The organism is Vibrio sp. 1562, from assembly GCF_033340155.1.
GTDB classification, from domain to species: Bacteria; Pseudomonadota; Gammaproteobacteria; order Enterobacterales; family Vibrionaceae; genus Vibrio; species Vibrio alginolyticus.
On sequence record NZ_JAWOVY010000006.1, the window covers coordinates 1 to 22622 of the forward strand.

17 protein-coding genes and 1 pseudogene are annotated in these 22622 nt (G+C 44.3%); 13 read left to right on the plus strand and 5 right to left on the minus strand.

The features are described 5' to 3' along the window. Window positions 1–76: 76 nt before the first annotated feature. From R7Z49_RS08135 to R7Z49_RS08180, 10 genes and pseudogenes are all read left to right on the plus strand, one after another. A pseudogene (locus tag R7Z49_RS08135) lies at window positions 77–439 on the plus strand (transporter substrate-binding domain-containing protein); the annotation flags it as partial. Continuing rightward, window positions 436–2766 (plus strand): putative bifunctional diguanylate cyclase/phosphodiesterase, encoded by a 2331-nt coding sequence (locus R7Z49_RS08140; protein ID WP_213879422.1) that lies wholly within the window; start codon window positions 436–438, stop codon window positions 2764–2766. The pseudogene R7Z49_RS08135 and the gene R7Z49_RS08140, both read left to right, overlap by 4 nt. A gap of 212 nt (window positions 2767–2978) precedes the next feature. Next, window positions 2979–4172 carry a glycine C-acetyltransferase gene (locus R7Z49_RS08145; RefSeq protein WP_005375095.1) on the plus strand — a complete coding sequence of 398 codons (1194 nt, stop codon included), beginning with the start codon at window positions 2979–2981 and terminating at the stop codon, window positions 4170–4172. 44 nt (window positions 4173–4216) lie between these two features. Continuing rightward, window positions 4217–5248: an L-threonine 3-dehydrogenase gene (gene tdh, locus R7Z49_RS08150; RefSeq protein ID WP_005383983.1), complete on the plus strand. Its 1032-nt coding sequence runs from the start codon at window positions 4217–4219 to the stop codon at window positions 5246–5248. 389 nt (window positions 5249–5637) lie between these two features. Next, a complete protein-coding gene (locus tag R7Z49_RS08155) occupies window positions 5638–6183 on the plus strand; it encodes a spore coat U domain-containing protein (protein ID WP_005375099.1) in 546 nt (181 codons plus the stop codon). 39 nt (window positions 6184–6222) lie between these two features. After that, the gene (locus R7Z49_RS08160; protein WP_017820521.1) at window positions 6223–6720 is read left to right on the plus strand and encodes a spore coat U domain-containing protein; all 498 of its coding nucleotides are present in this window, start codon (window positions 6223–6225) and stop codon (window positions 6718–6720) included. 20 nt (window positions 6721–6740) lie between these two features. Then, window positions 6741–7496 (plus strand): molecular chaperone, encoded by a 756-nt coding sequence (locus R7Z49_RS08165; protein ID WP_005375103.1) that lies wholly within the window; start codon window positions 6741–6743, stop codon window positions 7494–7496. Continuing rightward, on the plus strand, window positions 7496–9922 hold the full coding sequence (locus R7Z49_RS08170; protein WP_373921216.1) for a fimbria/pilus outer membrane usher protein: 2427 nt from the start codon (window positions 7496–7498) through the stop codon (window positions 9920–9922). The genes R7Z49_RS08165 and R7Z49_RS08170 overlap by 1 nt, the downstream gene beginning before the upstream one ends. Next, window positions 9919–10887, plus strand: coding sequence for a spore coat protein U domain-containing protein (locus tag R7Z49_RS08175; RefSeq protein WP_318111536.1), 969 nt, complete (start codon window positions 9919–9921; stop codon window positions 10885–10887). Before R7Z49_RS08170 ends, R7Z49_RS08175 begins: the two co-directional genes overlap by 4 nt. A gap of 141 nt (window positions 10888–11028) precedes the next feature. After that, window positions 11029–11748, plus strand: a complete 720-nt coding sequence (locus tag R7Z49_RS08180) for a carbonic anhydrase (RefSeq protein WP_005375106.1) — start codon at window positions 11029–11031, stop codon at window positions 11746–11748. 72 nt (window positions 11749–11820) lie between these two features. Here R7Z49_RS08180 and R7Z49_RS08185 read toward each other — a convergent pair whose 3' ends face one another. Continuing rightward, a complete protein-coding gene (locus tag R7Z49_RS08185) occupies window positions 11821–12924 on the minus strand; it encodes a mechanosensitive ion channel family protein (RefSeq protein ID WP_005375107.1) in 1104 nt (367 codons plus the stop codon). A gap of 300 nt (window positions 12925–13224) precedes the next feature. Between R7Z49_RS08185 and R7Z49_RS08190 the strand changes: the two genes are divergently transcribed. After that, a complete protein-coding gene (locus R7Z49_RS08190) occupies window positions 13225–13572 on the plus strand; it encodes a helix-turn-helix domain-containing protein (protein ID WP_005375109.1) in 348 nt (115 codons plus the stop codon). Window positions 13573–13662: 90 nt separating this feature from the next. Here R7Z49_RS08190 and lldD read toward each other — a convergent pair whose 3' ends face one another. Further along, entirely contained in the window at window positions 13663–14802 is a 1140-nt protein-coding gene (gene lldD / locus R7Z49_RS08195; protein ID WP_005383962.1) for an FMN-dependent L-lactate dehydrogenase LldD, read from the minus strand. Between the two features lie 315 nt (window positions 14803–15117). After that, entirely contained in the window at window positions 15118–16809 is a 1692-nt protein-coding gene (locus tag R7Z49_RS08200) for an L-lactate permease (protein WP_005375111.1), read from the minus strand. Window positions 16810–16971: 162 nt separating this feature from the next. On the opposite strand from R7Z49_RS08200, the gene R7Z49_RS08205 reads away from it, so the two are divergent. Together R7Z49_RS08205 and R7Z49_RS08210 are read left to right on the plus strand one after the other, a co-directional pair. Further along, window positions 16972–17871: a LysR family transcriptional regulator gene (locus R7Z49_RS08205; protein WP_186585104.1), complete on the plus strand. Its 900-nt coding sequence runs from the start codon at window positions 16972–16974 to the stop codon at window positions 17869–17871. A gap of 120 nt (window positions 17872–17991) precedes the next feature. After that, window positions 17992–20025, plus strand: a complete 2034-nt coding sequence (locus tag R7Z49_RS08210; RefSeq protein ID WP_115386801.1) for a prolyl oligopeptidase family serine peptidase — start codon at window positions 17992–17994, stop codon at window positions 20023–20025. A gap of 242 nt (window positions 20026–20267) precedes the next feature. Here the strand turns inward: R7Z49_RS08210 and R7Z49_RS08215 are convergent, their stop codons facing one another. Together R7Z49_RS08215 and R7Z49_RS08220 are read right to left on the minus strand one after the other, a co-directional pair. Then, complete coding sequence (locus R7Z49_RS08215; protein ID WP_186585106.1) at window positions 20268–21899, minus strand: ABC transporter ATP-binding protein; 1632 nt, start codon at window positions 21897–21899, stop codon at window positions 20268–20270. 85 nt (window positions 21900–21984) lie between these two features. Then, a complete protein-coding gene (locus R7Z49_RS08220) occupies window positions 21985–22482 on the minus strand; it encodes a hypothetical protein (protein ID WP_017635485.1) in 498 nt (165 codons plus the stop codon). Window positions 22483–22622 lie beyond the last annotated feature (140 nt).

Below are 22622 nucleotides of genomic sequence, written 5' to 3' on the forward strand. Positions count from 1 at the left end.
TGAAACTCAGTATATTGTTTAATAATTATTCAATTTCGGACGACTTGGTTTTCTGTCCGAATTACGCAACAAAGCCCTTTATGACTTATATGACACAGGTGCAAAAGTTATATTACCTGATGGGGCGCGTCTCCTTAATGAGATGGTTCCAGCGATAATGAAAAATGATGCGGAAAGCACATTATTAGATGTTGCGGATACGCTAATTGCCCTCGAAAAATGGCCGGGCGAAATAAAAGTCATTGGCCCTATATCTGAAAATCAAAAAATGGCTGTTGCATTCCGTAAAAATTCCCCTGAATTACGCAAAGCATTTGATCGTTATTTAGACTCGATAAAAAAAGACGGTTCATACGAAAAATTAGTAAAAAAATACTATCCATCTATTTACTACTTTTATAACGATTACTTTATAGAAGATAAAAAGAAAGTCCGATGAATAAGGCCGTTAAAAAATTTTCCAGTAAAAGATTTATTACAATAAGCGCAATATTAGTTTCAATTTACTTAGCTATGCTTATTACTGTGACTAGCGTAGGTCAAAATAAATTAAAAGAATCTCAATACAGAGAACTAGATTTAAAAGTAAAAAGTTATGCAAGCACACTCGATAATTTATTTACCATAGCGAGTGAAGATGTTGATAATCTAGCTACAGATAAAACAATACAAACATTCTTTGGTAATTTAGCTTCTGGCATGTCAATGGAGTATGGATTAGGTGCCAGTCTAATTAATTTAAAGCGTCGCTTCGATGAGAAGATAGACAGTAAGCTAATTAATAGCAGCCAAATCTATAAGAAGCTCACGCTAGTAGGCAGTGATGGAGTCACCATTGTCACCACTGGATCTGAAAACCTTGCCGAGCACAAAATGGACATACAAACCTTAATGACTCAACACGGGCATCCCGAAGAGGTTTGTGCGACGCGATACAATGATGACGTTCGCATTCAAGTCATTAAGCAAGTTAAGTTCTCCGGAAAGCCTGTTGCCTTTTTAATTGCCGATCTTAATAAGAATATTGTTATTGACCAACTTACTAACCAAGAACACGAAGATAGTTATAGCCGAATGGTGCTAAAAATAAAAGACGTGGAAATGGTTGTATGGGATACCATAAATAAAACACCTTCTCACAATAAGGATGAGAACTATTTCGTTTCTGAGGCTGTAGACGGAAAAATTTACTTTGAAGTTCCTGTGGATAAACATCACTTCAAATTGATGGCGTGGTTCGAGCCTTTGAGTGAACGAGATATATTTACATCACGGCTCTTTATTATTGGTTTGAGTATTCTGGCCGTTATGATCGTCATTGCTTTATGTTATGCATTCATCACGAACAATAATAGGATTGAATTGAAAATTAAGCTTGAGGAAGAAAAAAAGCGTAAAGATATTCTTTCTCAACAGAATAAAAAATTAACGAACGAAATTGAACGTCGAAAAGCGTCTGAAAAAGAACTCGCCTTCCAAGCTAAATATGACACATTAACCAATTTACCTAATCGTAGTTATGGTTCCGAGCGATTGGCTTTGGAGTTAATTAGGGCATCGCGTAGTGGGTCTAAAGTTTTGGTGATGTTCATCGACTTAGACCACTTTAAGCAGATTAACGATTCAATGGGACACTTTGTTGGGGATGAAATCCTTAAACTCAGTGCTCAGCGACTGTATCAAGTCGCAAGAAAAACAGACTTATTGGCGAGAATTGGTGGGGATGAGTTTTTACTCGTCATCCCAGACTTGCCTGATAATGATACTGCAAAGCGAGTTGCTTCAAGTGTGCTTTCGGCGTTTAACGATCCGTTTGTTTGGAACAACCATGAATTCTTCTTGAGTAGCAGCGTCGGAATGTCTGTGTTCCCGGATGACGGAGACAACGCTGAGCAGCTCCTTGCATGTGCTGATATGGCAATGTATCGGGCGAAACAAGATGGGCGTGATGGCTTTTGTTTTTATAACCATAATATGAACCAAGATTTGCAACGCTATTTGGATCTGGAAAATCGTCTGAGAAGTGCGATCTCCAATCAGTTATTAGAGCTGTATTATCAGCCAATTATTGAGCTGAGTAGTGGTAAAATCGTAGGGGCAGAAGCGCTAATGCGTTGGAATGATGACAAGTACGGATTTGTAAACCCTGAAGAGTTTATCTCTATTGCAGAGAAAAATGGTTTAATTCATCAAATTGGTGAGTTTGCTATTCAACAAGCGTGTCGACAAGCGGCACAATGGCAAAGTCTGACTCCGTTGTTTGTTTCTGTAAACTTTTCTAGTGTTCAATTTAGGTACTGCGAGCGCTTACTTACGTTTATTAAACACAGCCTTGAGGAGTCTGGTCTTCCGTCAAATAAGTTCGATATTGAAGTGACAGAAAGTCTCCTCTTCAATCACGATTCTGAGCTATTAGACATGCTTAATAACTTACGAGCGTTAGGCACCAAACTTACTATTGATGATTTTGGTACTGGTTATTCTGCGCTGAGTTACTTGCAGAAGTTTCCGTTCGACCGCTTAAAGATCGATCGTAGCTTTATGCAAAATATGTTCGAGAACGACTCAGACCGCGAGCTTGTCAACGTAATCATAGCAATGGCGAAAGCGCTGGATCTTAAGATCGTCGCAGAAGGCATCGAAGAACAGCGTCATGTGGATTACCTGAAAAACCTAAACTGTGAGTTCGGACAAGGTTTCCACTATAGCCGACCATTACCTGCTAAGGACTTTGAAACACTTTTGGCTAAGCCTACCTGGCTATAATTCCTTTTATAACAACCTTATAGAAAAGCATTAATCGAACTTGTGCCTAGGATTCATTAATGCTTTTCCACCTTAAGGTATAATCCTTCCTCCTTCCTTGAATTACACTACAATTAATTGATGAGTGATAGCCCGTGACGCCCGTCACATAAAGGCTAAGCCTAATTCTAAACGAGTAAATACTCGCCAAAATAACTAGGAAGGAATTTCAAATGTCTTCTGCATTCTACCAACAGATTCAGCAGCAAATCGAAGAAGTAAAGGCGGAAGGCCTTTACAAATCAGAGCGTGTCATTACGTCTCAACAGCAAGCGGCTGTTAAAATCTCTACTGGTGAAGAAGTACTAAACTTCTGTGCGAACAACTACCTTGGTCTTGCTAACCACCCGGCACTTATCGAAGCGGGTAAAGCAGGCATGGACGAGCACGGCTTTGGTATGGCTTCAGTACGTTTTATCTGTGGTACGCAAGACATCCACAAAGAGCTTGAGCAGAAGCTTTCTAAGTTCCTAGGTAAAGAAGATACGATTCTTTACACATCATGTTTCGACGCAAACGCGGGCCTATTTGAAACTATTCTAGGCAAAGAAGACGCAATCATCTCTGACGCTTTAAACCACGCGTCAATCATCGACGGTGTTCGTCTATGTAAAGCAATGCGTTTCCGCTACTCAAACAACAACATGGAAGAGCTAGAGCAACAACTGATCGCTGCGAAAGAAGCAGGTGCTCGCCACATTCTTATCGTAACGGACGGTGTGTTCTCAATGGACGGCGTAGTAGCAAACCTTCCGGCTATCTGTGACCTAGCAGAGAAGTACGGCGCGTTGACTATGGTTGATGACTCTCACGCTGTTGGCTTCATGGGCAAAACAGGTGCAGGTACGCACGAGCACCACAACGTAGTTGACCGTATCGACATCATCACTGGTACGCTAGGCAAAGCAATGGGCGGCGCTTCAGGCGGTTACACATCTGGTAAAGCGGAAGTGATTGACTGGCTACGTCAGCGTTCTCGTCCATACCTATTCTCTAACTCTGTTGCACCAGCAATCGTAAGCGCTTCTATCCGCGTTCTAGATCTACTAGAAGAGAGCGGTGACCTACGTGATCGTCTATGGGAAAACGCAGCACACTTCCGTACTCGTATGGAAGACGCTGGTTTCACAATGGGTGGTGCTGACCACGCAATCATTCCGATCATGCTTGGTGACGCAAAAGTAGCAGCAGAATTCGCAGAGCGTGCGCTGGAGAAAGGCATCTACGTAATCGGCTTCTCATTCCCTGTAGTACCAAAAGGTCAAGCACGTATCCGTACTCAAATGTCTGCGGCGCACTCTCGCGAGCAGCTAGACCGTGCAATCGACGCGTTCATCCAAGTTGGTAAGGACATGGGTCTTATTTAAGATTCTAGGCCTTAGACAATAGGGCCTTTAATTAAGGTTACATTATGAAAATTAAAGCATTATCAAAGCTAAAGCCTGAAGAAGGCATCTGGATGACTGAGGTTGATAAACCAGAAGTTGGCCATAACGACATTCTGATCAAAATTAAGAAAACCGCTATCTGTGGTACAGACGTACACATCTACAACTGGGACGAATGGTCACAAAAGACAATTCCAGTGCCTATGGTTGTTGGTCACGAATACGTGGGTGAAGTGGTTGCGATTGGTCAGGAAGTTCGTGGCTTTGAAATCGGTGACCGCGTATCTGGCGAAGGTCACATCACGTGTGGTCACTGTCGTAACTGTCGTGGCGGCCGTACTCACCTATGTCGCAACACGATTGGTGTGGGCGTTAACCGTGAAGGTGCATTCGCTGAATACCTAGTGATCCCAGCGTTCAACGCGTTCAAGATCCCTGAAGGCATCTCTGACGATCTAGCGTCTATCTTTGACCCGTTTGGTAACGCAGTACACACAGCACTTTCTTTCGACCTAGTAGGCGAAGACGTGCTTATCACAGGTGCTGGCCCAATCGGTATCATGGCAGCAGCGGTTGCTAAACACGTTGGTGCTCGCCACGTAGTGATCACAGACGTGAACGAATACCGTCTAGAACTTGCTCGTAAGATGGGTGTAACACGCGCAGTAAACGTGGCTGAAGAGAAGCTAGAAGACGTAATGGCTGAGCTAGGCATGACAGAAGGCTTCGACGTTGGTCTAGAAATGTCTGGTAACCCAGCAGCATTCAACTCAATGCTAACCACAATGAACCACGGTGGTCGCATTGCACTACTAGGTATTCCACCGTCAGACATGGGTATCGACTGGAACCAAGTTATCTTCAAAGGCTTGGTGATCAAAGGTATCTACGGTCGCGAAATGTTCGAAACTTGGTACAAGATGGCTTCACTGATCCAATCTGGTCTGGATCTATCGCCAATCATCACGCACCACTACAAGATTGATGACTTCCAAGAAGGCTTCGATGTAATGCGCAGCGGTATGTCAGGCAAAGTTATTCTTGATTGGGAATAACTTATTCAAGTAAGAAATGCGCTCCTTTTTGGGGCGCATTTTTGTTTCATGAAGATTCTTGTTTCGGGAAGAAATGGTCGCCAATCTTTTCTAAACTTCTCGTGTCGTTCTGCTACTTTTTTTAGATTTTTTCCACTCAACTTCACCCTACCTTCTAACTCATTGTCGATTCTGTATTTGGAACAAGATAATAACCATTTGTTTTTAGTGGTTATTTTTTAGCATTACATGCTTAAAAATCGTCACTTTTAAGTTTAATATTTTTATTTGCTGTTCGTCTTTATCCTTATCCTGCTTCTTTTTATTGTTTTACATTTTATATGCATTTGGTTTGTCATAATTGAGCTATAACTAATAAAAAGGTTACCGATATACAGTGGAATGTAAAAATGGAGCTTTATATGAAAAGATTTTATCTGATGATGCCTCTGCTCTTAACCTCATTTAGTTGGCAAGCGAGTGGAGCGTCAGTGAGCGGTACGATTGATGTTTCAATTAACCTTGTACAAGGTTGTGTGATTAATGGAAACAATGCGGTAGATGCAGCTTCTGGCGTTGGCTTTGGCTCACTCGCCTTTGGAGACGTGCCTGCAATCTTCAGTGAACAAGATGGTGTGGTAAATGGTGGTAGTGCGACGGGTATTGAAGTGCTTTGTAGTAACGGTGTGACACCGACGTTTACATTGGGCACCGGATTGTATGATGCAAGTGCGACCGTTGGTACCTACGCGATGTCAAATGGCGCGCAATTTATTGATTATACGTTGTTTACCGACTCAGACCGAAGCACACAAATTATACAAGGCGGGACGGTAGCTCTGTCTGAATTTACTAGTGCAACATCGCAAACTATTGAGCTTTTTGCGAAAGCTTACGGTACGAGCAGCATTGCCGGCACATACTCCGATACCATCAGTGTGACGCTAAGCTGGTAAAACGTGACGCTGGTTGTTAGGGGCTTTTCACTTGTCGCGATGAGTTTGTGCTCTTTAACTGTGCTGGCTGATGCGACACAAACTTTTCAGGTGTCTGCCACCGTAGATACAGGTTGTTTGATTAACGGCGCAGTACAAGAAGAAAGCGCAACCCAAGCTGGGCAAATAGGCACGTTAGATTTTGGTGAGCATTCTTCAGTTTACGCGACGGAAGTACAAGGCAGCATCACTTACAGTTCATCACTCACATTAAGTTGTACTCCGGGTATTACGATGAATGTTTCCGTAAATGGCGGGATGAATGCATCGGACGGTGTACGTAAGCTAAAGCACAGTGAAGAAGCGACAACGGTAGATTACTTTTTGTTTCAGGATCTAAATTATACGCAGGTGCTTGATATTGACACGCAATATTCCGTCGATACCGACCAAGACCCAGATAATATTCAGTTTCCTATCTGGGCAAAGGCGACAATAAATGGGAATGAAATGGCTGGAATTTATATGGATACGCTGACGCTGACATTAGAGTGGTAAGTGAACTTTGGAGGGGTGAAATGGAATTCATACTCAAAAAACTATTATTAATAACCTTCCTTTTTGTTTTTTTCTCAAATGCCAATGCTAACTCATTATTAATTTGGCCGATTTACCCCAAAATATCAGAGGAGAGTAATGCAACATCACTTTGGATGGTAAATAAAGGCAGTGTTGATTCTTATTTACAGGTGAGAATTTTTAAGTGGGAACAAAACGAAGGAGAAGATAGTTATTCAAGTCAAAGCCAGTTAATTGCAACCCCTCCGTTTGTCAAAATTGAACCAGGTGAAAAGCAGTTAATCCGCATCATCAACCAAGATGAGGCCTCTGCGGGTAAGGAGTATGCATACCGAGTGATCATAGATGAATTACCGCCAACTCAAAACCCTCAAACAGAATTGACGGAAAATGAACTCGCTGTAAAAGTCCGAATGCGTTACTCGATACCTTTGTTTATTTACGGGAAAGGGCTGACTGATACTCAAAAACCAAACCGTGACAGTGAATTATGGGATGATTTACAGGCACAGTTTATTAAGAAAAATAATCAGCGTTTTGTTCACATTAAAAATTCAGGAAAACACCATGTTCGCTTAGTGAATTTACAGTTGAATCTACCAAATAAAGATCCTGTCGTTATTTCCGATGGACTAGCTGGCTATATTCTTCCTGAACAGTATAAGGTTTGGTCTATTCCCCATAGTAATGTCAGACCCTTGAGTTTGAGCGCGAATATTGGAGGTAAACGTTACCAAATACCATTGAAGCAATAATGAATAGATTTAATACAATGAATGCTTTCTTTTGGTTGGTATTACTTAGCGTAACGTGGAGCAGTATTGGTCTTTGTGCAAATTCAGCAAACCACTTCTCTGAGCTACCGAGTCCTGAAAATTTCTCATTAGAAAAGTTTGAGAATATTAGCCTCAATCTGGAGTTGGTGATCAATCAAAGAGCAACCGGGCTTGTTGCGAAAGTTGAGCGAGTTGGCGATCAGTTCTTTTTGCTCCGGGAGGACCTCATTTCAGTTGGGGTTACCGCCAAGTCGTTGCCTGGAACCGAAGAGAGACTTGAGGTTACGTCTATCCCAGGTGTTAACGTGCGTTACTTGCAATCGTCATTGCAACTCGCAATTGACGTACCGCCTAATTGGTTACCGATGCAGAATTTATCAGCGCAGGATATGGGGCGATTTTCCCCGGCTCAGTTTGGGCGTGGTGGCCTGCTTAACTACAACGTATTTGGTGTGTACGAGAACGAAAGCCGACAAAAGGAGGTTTCTATCAATCATGAAGTCAGAGCCTTTTCTGAGTTTGGCGTTTTTTCTACTACCGGGATATTTAAATCTAACTTTCATCGCGATGTTCAGTCCCAGCAAAGCAGCCAGTACACTCGTTTTGATACGAGTTACGAGTACGTCAATCAAGAGAAGCGAATTCGTATGGAGGTAGGGGACTATATTGTTCGCCCTTTATCTTGGAGCCAACCAGTAAGACTGGCGGGTATTCAGTTGTCACATGATTTCTCTATGCGTCCGGATGTCGTGACGACGCCGTTACCTGCATTTTATGGTGAGGTCACAGCGCCCACTACGTTAGATTTGTTTATCAATGGCTTTAAAACTGACTCAATGAATGTTGGGCCCGGTCCTTTCATTATTAACGATATTCCAATGCTCTCTGGTGCTGGGGAAGCAACGGTAATTGCAACGGATGCTCAAGGTAAGCAAACGGTCATGACCAGCCCATTTTTTCTCTCTTCCGATCTACTGAAGACCGGATTTACATCTTACAGTGCGAGTATTGGTGCGATCAGAGAAAATTTCGGTAATGCATCTAACGACTATGGAGACGGTGGCGTGGTTACCGCTCTGCGTCATGGCATGACTGATTGGTTAACATTAGAAGCTCAAGCTGAAGCAAAAGATGACCTGATCGTTGCGGGGCTGGGCTTTGTCACTAATGCTTTCAACTTGGGTACGGTGGATGCCTCGTTTCGTGTGAGTAATTTTCAGGATCAATCTACCTCATATGCGCTAGGTTATAGTTATCAGTCTCGGCTGTTTAGCTTCGCTGCTCGAACTCAAGTAGAACAAGCCGACTTTTATACCTTATCTCATTTACCAAATTACGAAATGCTCGATGAAGGCAAAGACGCTTCACTCGCGTCGCGCCATCTATCACAAATCAATATGGGAGTCCGTTTGGGAGATTGGGGCTCACTTTCTGGTGGGTACTTTGATATTCAACAATCCGACTCAGATTCACGTACCCTAAATCTCACTTATAGCTACGCTCTGCCTTTTAATATCAATATGTCCCTTTCTTACAATCATAGTATTGGTGGTCAGAGTGTTACGTTGGCGCAATTCTCTCTACCTTTCAGTTCTTTGGGGGGAAGTTCGGGGCTAACGCTGAAAAGAGAGGACGATGGCGATGTGCGAGGGCGAGTGGGTTACAGCCGCCTTGCGCCAATACGAGGTGGGTGGGGCGTCAATTTAGCGCATGATATTAACGAACACCCAGAAAACCGTAAACAGGCTGATTTGACCTACCGTGCGTCATGGGCGCAGTTCAGAGCGGGGTTAAATGGCACCAGTGGCGACTATGATTATTTTGCGGAAATGGCAGGTTCGGTCTCTACGTTGGATGGAGAAATATTCCCGGCGAATGAAGTGTATGACAGCTTCGCTGTGGTGAGCACCAGTGGTTTTGAAGGTATTCCGGTTAAATATGAAAATCAAATTGTCGGAGTGACAGACGATGAAGGTTACCTACTTGTTCCTTGGGCTACGGCGTATTACACCGCCAAATATGAAATCGATCCACTTAATTTACCTGCCAATGCTGCGTTTTCTGCAACAGAGCAGTTTGCTTCGATACATTCGGGCTACGGCTACCTGTTAGAGTTCCCAATAGAGCTACAAATTGCACTGAGCATGACGGTGGTAGACGAAAATCATTTGTTCCTTCCGATTGGTACATATGGCCGCTCAGAAACGGGCTTAACAAGCCAAATTGGTTGGGATGGTTTTACGTACTTTGAAGGCGTTGACCCAGGCCGCTATATTCAGTTTTATCCTCAAGGACAGCCGCCATGTAAAGTGTTTATTGAGGGGTTGTATCAGCGTGACAGTCAAAAAATACAAACATTGCCTGAGCAGGTTTGTATCAAAGCCGAAGAAGAGACCGCACTATGATTTTGCGCAGCTGGTTTGCTAGCCTACTTCTCTTTTTCTCGTGCTCGACAATGGCTTGTCAGCTCACGGCGGCAACACCTTTAATCTTGTTTGGCAATGTTTCTTCGTTTACTGTTTCAAGCTCTCAGCAGCAAAGCTCAGCTCAGCCTCATGCGGGGATTACGTGTGACTTTTCTACACTTGTGTCTTTGTTAAGTGGCGACTACGTATCAGCAAGGTTTAACAGTATAAATAATGGTTTGCTATTAAATGAGGATGATCCGAGTTCGGAGCTCAGCTATCAGATTTTTGGCGATCCAGGTCTTTCACAAGAGTATGTATTCGGCCAAACTTACAATTTTTTTGAAATCGGGTTACTCGATTTACTCGGGTTGTTTGGCACTCAAGCCGAGTTTCCGCTCTATGCTCGGACGGTAGTGGGTAGTAATCTTTCCGCTGGGACTTATAAAGACCAAATCACCGTATCCTGGATTTGGGATTACTGTAAGGGTATCGGGGTTCTAGGGGTATGCATTGGCCGCACCAATGGCAGCGCTCAAAGCGTGATTACGGTTGAGTTAGAAGTGACCCCTGATTGTATGATCACAGCGCCAGATATTGATTTTGGTTCGTCCCCATTAGTGGCTGGTTTTGAACCGGTCAGTCAGGTTATATCGTTAACTTGTACCAAGAATAGTTCCTTCTCCATTGGCTTGAATGACGGCCTAAATGCGTCCGGCGGTCAGCGGCGAATGATTTCTAGTGGTCACTATTTGGAGTATGAAATCTATAAGTCATCAACGATGGAGCGCTGGGGAGGCACCAGTTCTGAACGTCGTGAACACAGTGACGTCGATACTGGCGGCTCCATTCCGGATGGTATCATGCCACAGAATTATAATTATCGCGCGCAGATACTAACCAGCCAAACGACCCCTCCTGCAGGTACTTACACCGACTCAATAATCGTTGACGTTCAATTTTGAGCATCATGTCAATTACATCATTAGAGGCTTCTATTCCAAAAATCTTTTGTAATCATAGTTTTCACTCTGTCACTGCTTAATTTTGTGAGATTAGTATGGCTTTATTCTCACGGAATTTAACTTTCAGAAATAAGGAAAATGATGAAGAAGTCACTAACAACATTAGGTTTGGCACTGGTATTTACAGGAACAGCTTATGCAGCAAGCTGGGGCTACGAGGGAAACCATGGACCTGCTCATTGGGGTGAGTTTGCATCTGAGTGCGCAAAAGGTCAAAACCAGAGCCCAATCAACATTGAATCGGCGACCGAAGCGAAGCTAGAAAAATTGAATTTCGACTACGAAGGTAAGGCAATTTCACTGCTGAACAACGGTCACACTTTACAGACTGGTTTAGAAGGTAAAAACACACTCACCATTGATGGTAAAGAGTTTACGTTGAAACAGTTCCACTTCCATACGCCATCTGAAAACCATGTGGACGGTAAAGAATACCCTCTAGAAGCACACTTTGTGCATGCCGACAAAGTAGGTCATCTAGCTGTTGTCGCGGTGTTCTTTAAACTGGGTGACGCGAACCCAGATCTAGCTAAGATGCTAGCTAACATTCCAACTAAAGATCAAGATGTTACCATCAAGGTTCCATTTGATGCTGATGCCCTTATCCCAAGTGATAAAGACTACTACCGCTTTAACGGCTCACTAACGACACCGCCATGCTCTGAAGGTGTACGTTGGTTGGTGATGAAAGAAGCACAAACTATTTCTCCTGAGCAGATAAAATCTTTTTCGGAAGTAATGGGGAAAAACAATCGCCCAATCCAACCGCTGAATGCACGTATGGTGTTAACGCAACAATAACCACTTCATGCGAAGAAAAATAAAAAGCCCGCTTAAACACAGCGGGCTTGATTATTTGGGTATTGGTGAGAACTAGAAGCCGTGATCTTCTTGCTCTTCCGCTTTTACCATTTGTATAGGATCAAGCTTAAGCGTCTGAGTAGGGAACGCGATATCTGCATCGTGTTCTTTAATGATGTTGATTACCTTAAGCAGTATGTCCTGCTTAACCTCATGGTATCTCACCCAATTCACGGTTTTAGTAAAGGTATAGATAAAGAAGTGCAATGATGATGGACCGAATGTATCGAAGTTGACGATAAGTGTTTGGCGTGCATCAATGTCTTTGTGATTTTTCAGCATTTCTTTTACCGCGGTGATAATTTGCGGCATTTTTTCAGCATCGTCGTAACGAAGTCCAATTTTTTCGTAGATACGTCGGTTCAGCATGCGAGATGGGTTTTCTACGACAATGCTGCTAAACACTGAGTTTGGCACATACAGTGGACGCTTATCGAAAGTTCGGATAATGGTCATACGCCAGCCAATGCGTTCTACCGTCCCCTCTATTTGTCGGTCTGGAGAACGGATCCAATCGCCAACTTTAAATGGACGATCGAAGTAGATCATAAGACCTCCAAAAAAGTTAGACAGCAAATCCTTCGCCGCTAAACCGACGATCAAACCACCAACACCACCGAAGGTAAGTAGGCCCGATAGTGACAGACCAAATGCCTGCATTACGGTTAGAATTCCGACGGTAATAAAGAACAGGCGCGCGACCTTAGCTATCGCTTGTACTGTTGTTTCATCTCGGTTCTTTTGTTCGAGTACATGCTCTTCAACATTGGTAATGAGCCGCATAACGGTCCATACGAAGATGCTGATGATTAAAATCAGTTTCAGCGTACTTAACCAGTTTATTTTATCGTTGAGCTCGCTCTCTAATATGATGCCGATAGAGACGGTTGCAGGCCAACACCAAATGAGTGTACTGACTGGCGCTTTTAGCGCATCAAGCAACATGTCATCCCAGTGGAAGGGCGTTTTCTCTACGAGCGCAGCGAGGCGAGAGCGGATCAGCCGCCAAGCTATCCAAGCTATAAAGCTAGCGAGCGTAATGAAAAGGACGCTTCCACTCCAATTTTGATGAGACGTTTCAATGTAGCTTTGTAATTCGGTAAACCACTGTGGCATATGTAACTTATTTCTAGTGAACCATGGAAGGAAAGGTAGCAGATATTACTCCTTCACCCCAGTGATTTCCTTTAAATCATTTACTTATGTCTAAACCGCCGAGATGGACTTTTCCTTCCAATGACAAGAGAGTTACCTTTACGTTTTGCTGAGCGACCGCCTCATGCATGTTCAGAGGTACGCTACCAATGATTGAGGGTTGATATTTGGACGATCAATTATAACTTCTCTGACTTATCGCTAACATTTATCTTAAGTAAGTGTGAGAGTGTATTGGCTCTTGAATTAGCGGAGGCAGATATGGAATTTACAGAGCTGGATCGAAACGCGCTCTACGACATCTGGATGTCACAAAAAGCCAAAATGCACATCACTCAAATGGAAATGGCGAAGCGCCTTGGTTTGAGTCTACACGAGTTTTCTGGCTTGTTACGTGGTAATTCTCCACTGACGCTAGGTTTTGTAAAACAGCTATGCGAGCAGCTACATGTACGTCCTGGTCAGGTGATTCCGTCTTTGACGGAGCGTGATCTATCTGCATCTGGTACCGTTTATTTACAAAATCGTGTGACGGTGGATGGCGATATCAGTAACGTGTTTATCGACGGAAACCAAGTCGTGATCGAGTACGTTCACCAAGTTAGCTAGCTTGCTCGTCAAATTATCGGGTTGAAGAGCAATAAAAAACGAGCCACTGTTGGCTCGTTTTTTCGTTTCTGTTTTGCTCGATTGCAAAGATTATGGGATTTTCACTAGCGAATCGCGTGAAAGATCCGCGATAGACTTCGCGCCAGTAAGCGTCATAGCTACACGCATTTCTTTGTCGTACAGATCCAGTAGGTTTTCAACGCCTGCGCCGCCTTGTGCAGCCAATGCGTACACAAATGAACGACCAAGAAGCGTACAGTCTGCACCAAGTGCGAGCATACGAACGACATCAAGACCAGTACGAATACCAGAGTCTACGAAGATCTTAAGATCACCTTTTACCGCATCCGCAATGCTTGGCAGTGCTTTAGCACTTGAAAGTACGCCATCTAACTGACGGCCACCATGGTTAGATACCACAATGCCATCTGCGCCGAAACGTACCGCATCTTTCGCGTCTTCTTCATCTAGAATGCCTTTGATAACCATTGGGCCATCCCAAAAATCACGAATCCACTCAAGATCTTTCCAGGAGATAGAAGGGTCGAAGTTTGCGCCTAACCAGCCGATGTAATCTTCTAGCTTTGTTGGTTCGCCACGATAAGTAGAGATGTTACCTAAGTCGTGCGGTTTACCAAGTAGACCCACATCCAGCGCCCAGCTTGGGTGGCGCATCGCCTGGAATACACGACGCATGGCCGCGTTAGGGCCACTCATACCTGAGTGCATGTCACGGTAACGTGCGCCAGGAACTGGCATATCAACGGTAAACACCAGCGTTGTTACGCCTGCTGCTTTTGCACGCTCAAGTACGTTTTTCATAAAGCCACGATCTTTAAGCACGTAAAGCTGGAACCACATTGGACGTTCAATTGCAGGTGCGACTTCTTCAATCGGACAAACCGAAACAGTCGACATAGTAAATGGGATGCCTTTTTTCTCGGCTGCTTTTGCTGCTTGCACCTCGCCTCGGCGCGCGTACATACCAGTTAGACCAACAGGAGCTAGCGCGATTGGCATTGCCAGTTTCTCACCGAAGATCTCGGTTTCTAGGCTCAAATCTGTCATATCGCGTAGGACGCGTTGGCGAAGAGCGACATCACCTAAATCGTCAGTATTACGCTTCAGCGTGCGTTCGTCGTAAGAGCCGCCATCAATATAATGGAATAGAAACGGGGGAAGCTTGGCTTTCGCGGCAGCGCGGTAGTCAGTAGAAGCTGAGATAATCATAATGGTGTCCTAGCGGTTATTCTAAGCAAAGTTGTGGAGCAATTTGCTCTTTCGTTGAGCCTTCATCGCAAAGCAGTGAAGACATCAAAATGAGTATAGTTACCTATGGTTCACTTACGTTTGAATCGGTGATGTTGGTAACCCATTTACATAATTGGTTGAAAAATTTTATTAAATCACTCAATCAGTTATGCAAACTGGAAAGGGTGACACAGCTGTCGGGGGAATTGATGTAGCAAGCTAAATCAACATGTCGGGGTAGTAGTGCAGACAGCTGTGTCAAATTAGGCAGGGCTGTAAACCCTGCGTTTCGCGTTACTTCATCAAGACATCTGTCATTTGGAAGCCATAAATCAGAACCAATCCAATAATGCCTGTCATTACAATGTAGTAGAACGTAGGGATAATCGTTTTACGCAATGTTGCGCCTTCACGACCAAGCAAACCTACCGTGGCTGATGCGGCAACAACGTTGTGAATCGCAATCATGTTACCTGCAGCAGCACCGACGGCCTGGAGTGATACAACAATCACACTCGAAATAGACAACGTTTGTGCCACTTCGAATTGGAACTGGCTGAACATCATATTTGATACCGTGTTTGAGCCAGCGATGAACGCACCCAGTGCACCAACGGTGGCACTCAGCGCTGGGAACGCAGAACCAACAAGGTCAGAGGCGAAGTTTGCGGTTGTGACGGGCATACTTGCTAGGTCAGCACCGTTGATGCCTGAGTTGATAAAGATACGAACCATCGGAATGGTAAATACCAAGACAAAACCCGCCCCAATCAGTGTTTTGCTTGACTCGCCAAATGCTTCACGCAATGGCTTTACGCTGCCGCTTTGTAACATTGCAGCAAGTAGTGCGACAAACACCAGAATGCCACCAGGAAGGTATAACGGCTGAATCGCAGCGCTAACGCCAGTCTCACCAAGAATGTTGCTGAACGACAAACTTACGCTTTGTACAAAGCCTTTCAGTTCTGGGCTTACGCGGCTTGCGACGAGAATAACTGCCAGCATTACATATGGAACCCAAGCTTTTACGATGCTCATTGGCTTGCCCGGATTGTCGTTTAGATCGACTTTTAGCGAACCTAACCACTCTGCAGGCCATTTGTCTTCGCTTTCGAAATCCCACTTAGTCTTTGGTACTAAGAAGCCTTTTTTCGCTGCGGTAACAACGATAGACAGACCAACCAAACCACCGATAAGTGAAGGGAACTCTGCGCCCAAGAATACGCCGGTTAACGCGTATGGAACGGTGAAAGAGACACCAGCGAATAACGCAAATGGTAGAATATCCAGGCCTTCACTCCAGCTTCTGTTCTTGCCGAAGAAACGTGTTAACATCATCGCCATTAATACCGGGATCATCGTACCTACGACTGCGTGAATGACAGCAACGTGTGCTGTGATATCTTGCAGGTACATTTCCCACGTTGCACCTTGTGCGGCCAACGACTCACTGATGTTATGGGTGTCTAAACCTTTGTTTACACCTACGATGATAGGCGTGCCTACCGCGCCGAATGAAACAGGCGTAGACTGAATCATCATGCCCATTAGGACAGCGGCTAGCGCAGGGAAGCCGATTGCAACCAGTAGTGGTGCAGCGATTGCTGCCGGGGTACCGAACCCAGATGCGCCTTCAATGAACGAGCCAAAGCACCAAGCAATGATGATGGCTTGTACACGGCGGTCAGCCGAAATATCGGTAAATCCATTACGGATTGTGGTGATCGCTCCAGTGTGTTTTAAAGTGTTGAGCAAGAAGATGGCACCAAACACGATCCATAGAACAGAGACAGTAATGCCGAGTCCTTGGAATACGGAAGCCAGTACGCGATTGGCTGACATATCCCAAAACATAAGTGCGATAGCGACGGTTAGACCGAACGCGACAGGCATGGCTTTTTTAGCAGGCCAGTTGAGACCAACCAATAAGATGGCGGCAACAACAATTGGCGAAAATGCCACTAGGGCAAGTAGGGTTTCACTCATTTGTACATCCTTCGTACGCTGACTTCTCGAACGGTGTCAATCCGCTGTAGAGGTGACTTTTTGTTGTAATGGTTTTGTTAATTTGGCGTGAATTTACTCCTTTATTTTTTGTTGATATAGGGAAATAATGAAAATAATTAATTCCAAAAGTGACATAATGGTATGAGAGCAGACGACTTAATCCTATTTTCTCAAGTAATCGAACTTGGCAGCTTTAGTAAGGTTGCAGAGGCAAATAACCTTACAAATTCGGTAGTTAGCAAAAGAATGGCGAGGTTGGAGGAAGAAATAGGGGCTCAGCTATTATATCGAACAACGCGCAAATTAACCTTGACCGAGGCAGGTAAGGTGTTACTCCACAGTGCTAAAAATGTGAAGCAGGCCACTCAGGAGGCTATGGATGCTGTTGCAGGCTTTGGAGAGAATGTGAGCGGTCATATAAAAATGTCCGTGCCGTGTATCTCTGGAGATTTGATACTTGCTGATGCTGTTGCCGAATTTTGTAACCTTCATCCGGGTCTGACCGTGGACATGTCATTGGATAATCGCTTTGTCGATTTAGTGGCTGATGGTTACGATTTAGTCATTCGAACTGGCTACTTAGCCGACTCTAGTTTGATCGCACGACATATTCTCGATTCCCAATGGGTGGTATGCGCGTCACCTTCTTATATTGCGAAAAATGGGAAACCGATCGAGCCGATTGATCTCACCACGCACAATTGTCTGCAATACGCTTACCAAACCACAGGTGCAACGGATTGGGAGTTTAAAGGAGAAGGTGGCAATTACATCGTCAAAGTATCGGGCTGCTTTTCTACTGATAACGCGACCGCATTACGTAAAGCCGCTCTGGGCGGCCATGGTATTGCTTACGTCCCGCGCTGTTTGGTGTATCACGATATTCGTAATGGTCAACTGGTGGATATTTTTCCTGAATTAGTAGGTAAAAAGTTGGGTATCTACGCGGTGTATCCGTTTACTCGTCAACCACCGAACAAAGTGAAGCTGCTTATTGAGCACATTCGTGACCGATACTTAACGATATCTCATTATTTCTAGGTTCTTCATAGATTTAAAACAATGTCGTTGAAATCAAAATAGGGTGCTCTAAGGTAATCACCGCAATAAAACGATTGAAGATAAACAACTTAATAAAAACAACGGAGTAACACGGACGTTATGCATTACCCAAAAACACGTAAAGATTCTGTCGTGGACACTTATTTTGGTCACGACATTACCGACCCTTATCGCTGGTTAGAAGATGATCGCAGTGAAGAAACCGCTCAATGGGTTTCGGGTCAAAATTCGGTCACCTTCGATTTCCTTGGTCAGATACCGTACCGCCAACAAATCCGTGACTTAGTGGCGAAGAGTCAAAACTACGAAAAATATTCCCAGCCATTTGTTCGTGGTGACTACACCTACTTCTACAAAAACGACGGTTTGCAAAACCAAAGCGTATTGTATCGACGTAAAGGCGAGGGAGAAGCCGAGGTTTTCCTTGATCCAAATACTTTCTCCGAAGAGGGCACGACCTCTCTTGGCGAAGTCAGCTTCTCTAAAGACTACCGTTTGGTCGCGTATTCCATCTCGGAAGGGGGCAGTGATTGGCGTAAGATCTTTGTCATTGATACGGAAACCAAAGAACAGCTAGAGCCTGAGATTGTTGATGCGAAGTTTACGTCGATTTCTTGGCTGGGCAGCAAAGGCTTCTATTACTCAAGCTACGATAAGCCGCAAGGCAGCGAGTTGTCTGCTCGAACTGAGCATCACAAGCTTTATTATCATGAACTTGGTACACCTCAATCTGAAGATAAAGTGATTTTCGGTGAGTTGGATACGCAAGTTCATCGTTATGTGTCTGGTACGACGACGACAGATGATCGCTTCCTCATTATCTCTGGCGCAGAATCTACATCGGGTAATCGTCTGTTTTATATTGATTTACAGTCTGAGTTACAGGCAATTGTGACGCTGCGCGAGACAACGCAAGGAGACACCTACTTAATTGATAGCCAAGACGCAACCTTGCTGCTTTACACCAACCTAGACGCGCCGAATGGCAAAGTTGTCAGCTACAACACTCAGACAGAACAATGGGCTGACGTGATTGCTGAACAAGAACAGCCGTTAGAAATCAGCAAAGGTGGCGGTTATCTGTTTGCGACTTATATGGTAGATGTGCTTTCTAAAGTGCAGCAGTTTAACTACCAAGGTGAGTGGATTCGAGATGTACAATTGCCGGGAGAAGGCACGGCTTATGGTCTGGCGGGTAAAAAAGAAGAAACCACACTTTATTACACATTCACTAACTACGTGACGCCTCCGACGATTTTCTCATTTGATGTCGAATCTGGTGAATCGACACTGTTTCAGGAATCAAAGGCACCGTTCGATCGTAATGAGTATGAATCAAAACAGGTGTTTTACACCTCAAAAGACGGCACGCAAGTTCCGATGATCATCTCATACAAGAAGGGCATTGCACTTGATGGTAGAGCACCAACCATGTTGTATGGTTACGGCGGTTTTAACATCAGCCTTACTCCAATGTTTTCTGGCAATGTAGCCAACTGGCTAGAGTTGGGGGGTATATATGCTGTCGCCAACATGCGAGGCGGCGGTGAATACGGTAAAGCCTGGCACAACGCAGGCACTCAGCAGCAAAAGCAAAACGTGTTTGATGACTTTATTGCGGCGGCGGAATACCTGATTGAAAACGACTACACTAGCTCGGATCGCCTAGCGATTCGCGGTGGTTCTAATGGTGGTTTGTTAGTTGGAGCGTGTATGACGCAACGCCCTGAACTATTCAAAGTCGCGCTGCCTGCGGTTGGCGTGCTTGATATGCTGCGTTATCACACGTTTACTTCTGGAGAAGGCTGGAAGTATGACTATGGCACGTCGGAGCAAAGTGAAGCGATGTTCCAATACTTGCTTGGTTACTCTCCTGTTCACAATGTAAAAGAAGGCGTGCAATATCCTGCTACCTTGGTGACAACTGCTGATCACGACGACCGAGTTGTGCCAGCACATTCGTACAAATTTATTGCGGAGCTGCAAGACAAACAGCAAGGCGCTAATCCAGTATTGATACGCATTGATGTTAATGCCGGTCATGGTGCAGGAATGCCGCTGAGTAAGCAAATTGACCTCACCACAGACGTGTATGCATTTACGTTACATAATATGGGTATTGAGTCGATTTAATGCCCTAGTTGTTAGAAACTTCTGAGAATAAAAAAATGCCGCGACAGTGTCGCGGCATTTTTCATGGTTGGGGGAACTCAATTCATACTGTTTGCCAGTATTTGAGCCAGGTTGACTAAGTCTGACCCTTGAACCAACCAGTCTCGGCGGCCAAACCGAAAGGCAGCTACGCCATTCTTAAGACAAGATGAATTTATCACCTTTTCTTAATCCTAGTTTATGAATATGAAACTGTGATGAACCTAAGCCGCATTGTGCTGATTTTCACTGTTTTCAAGATCAAATGAGGCATCTATCAGTTTTTTCGTGTAGTCATTTTTAGGGTTTTGGAAAATCTTTTCGGCCGTACCTTGTTCCATGACCTCGCCCTTTTGCATGACTAGAACACGATCAGAGAGTGCTTTAACTACTGATAGATCGTGGCTAATAAACAAGTAGCCAATATTGTGTTTTTTCTGCAAATCTTTCAGAAGGTCAATCACTGTCAGTTGCACCGAGCGGTCTAATGCAGAGGTTGGCTCATCAAGCAGAATAAACGAAGGTTCAAGGATCAGTGCTCGCGCGATAGCAATACGCTGACGCTGGCCTCCTGAAAACTCGTGCGGATAACGGTTGATGGACGCGGGATCTAAGCGGACCTCACGGAGCACGTCGCGTGCTTTCTGCATACGTTCTTTTTTACTCAACATTGGTTGGTGGACAGTTAATCCTTCTGTGATGATCTCGCCGATAGTCATACGAGGAGAAAGCGAACCATAAGGGTCTTGGAATACCATCTGAACGTCTTTTTTCAGCTCAAAACGTTCTTTGTTTGTCAGCAAGGCCATATCTTGGCCTTTATATTCTATTTTGCCAGTTGAGGGCAGTAGACCTATCAAAGCTCGGCCGAGTGTAGACTTACCTGAACCGGACTCCCCAACGATCCCGAGGGTCTCTCCTTGTTTAAGCTCAAGAGAAATGCCTTTTACCGCTTCGAAGTACTCATTCTTGCTCGCAATAAAATGCGACTTTACCAAGAATTTGACTCGTATATCGTCGGCCTTTAAAAGCTGTGTAGCACTTTCGCTAATAGGCTCCTTACTGCCTTTAGGAATCGAGTTGATTAGCATACGTGTGTATTCGTGCTTTGGGTCCTCGAAGAGTGTTTGCGTTTCGCCTTCTTCGACGACTTCTCCTTTACACATCACAATGACACGGTCTGCAAAGTGTTTTACGACGCCTAAGTCATGAGTAATAAATAGGATTGCCATGCCCATCTGAGCCTGAATTTCTTTAATCAGGTGCAACACTTCTGCTTGAACCGTGACATCCAACGCTGTTGTAGGTTCGTCGGCGATCAAAATATCGGGCTCGTTAATCAGTGCCATCGCAATCATGATGCGTTGCAATTGACCACCAGAAAATTCGTGTGGGTACTTGTTGTACGCTTTTTCTGGGTTTGGCATATGAACCAATTCAAACAGCTCTAACACCTTTGCTTTTGCTGTTCGTCTGTCGACCGGGCGGTGACACATGATGGCCTCAGCGACTTGGATACCCACCCGCATGTACGGGTTTAGTGAGGTCATCGGCTCTTGAAAAATCATGCCAATGCGATCACCGCGAATACTTTGCATTTCACGCTCTGTTTTATCCAAGATGGAGCTACCCTCAAACATGATGGATGAGCTTTCATGAAAAATAGCGTTGTCTGGCAGTAGTTTCATCAGTGCATTGGTTGATACTGACTTGCCAGAGCCAGATTCGCCAACGATGGACAGCGTCTCGCCTGCTTTTAAATCGAAGCTAACATTCTTTACTGCATCGACGATCCCATCGTTTGTCGTAAAGCTGACTGATAGGTTGTTCACCGAAAGAATGGTTTTAGAAGACATCACAGATCCTTGTGGTTGATAAAGCAAATGATACTCAAGCAATGGACAGTACAAACCTAGCTGGCCTCAATGCTTGAGCTTTAGATTAATTATACAGGTGAGAAGGCGAAGCTTTTGCCGAACTCATTGCTTGCAAATGTAAGAACTGCTCATGCGCGCGCGTTACGTGCTCGAGTTCTATCATCCATTGAGCATTACGTTGGGCAGAGCAAAATGCCGCCATGTGAGCTAACAAGTCTTCGCTCTGTTGACCAAGTAGGTGACCTACGCGCTCAATCAGTTCATGGCTCTCTAGCTGCAAAAATTGAAATAGCGCGTAAGTTTGATTGAGTATTGAGAACGCATCATGTTGTAAGCCGAGTTTGTTGAGAATCTCTGATTGCGTCACGCTGGCATCTCTAAGCCCCGTAATGAGACATACAAACTGGCAAGGTTTAGTTTGTGCATTTTCTAGCGCTAAATGAATGTGGTTGGGTAGATTGTTGAGCACGTCGTCATATAAACGATGAGCTTCTGGCCAATGGCCTTGTTCCATCAGTTGCTCCGCTTTTAAGTAGCGCATCCAGCATTGCTCAATATTCATATCCATCTCCACAACATTTGATTTGTTTAGATATTAAATGAAATTGATTATCAATTGCAAGTGCGTGTTAATATCACTTATGTGTTCATAAAATGTCCAATCAATCTAGGGTGGAAGGTAAATCACTTAAAATTAAGCAA